Here is a 393-nt window from a genome sequence, read left to right on the forward strand (position 1 = left end):
CCTTATGGGTAATGCTTGCTGGTAGTATGTTAAGGCTTGCTGGGGTTGACCGATATCGCTGTAAACTACACCGATATTACTGAGAGTAGTGGCTTCCCCGGCGCGATCGCTCACTTCCCGCCTTATGGGTAATGCTTGCTGGTAGTATGTTAAGGCTTGCTGGGGTTGACCGATAGCGCTGTAAACTCCACCGATATTATTGAGAGTAGCCGCTTCCCCGGCGCGATCGCTCACTTCCCGCCATATTGGTAATGCTTGCTGTAAGTATGTTAAGGCTTCCTGGGGTTGACCGATAGCGTGGTAAACTGCACCGATATTATGGAGAGTAGTGGCTTCACCGGCGCGATCGCTCACTTCCTGCCTAATGGGTAATGCTTGCTGGTAGTATGTTAA

The 393-nt window shown here is 50.6% G+C and carries 1 protein-coding gene; it reads right to left on the reverse strand.

The window, feature by feature from the left end:
* A partial coding sequence (locus P5674_RS26815) for a tetratricopeptide repeat protein (RefSeq protein ID WP_315670508.1) occupies positions 1-393 on the reverse strand: 393 nt, incomplete at both ends.

Source organism: Limnospira sp. PMC 289.06 (assembly GCF_032350395.1).
Lineage (GTDB): Bacteria > Cyanobacteriota > Cyanobacteriia > Cyanobacteriales > Microcoleaceae > Limnospira > Limnospira platensis.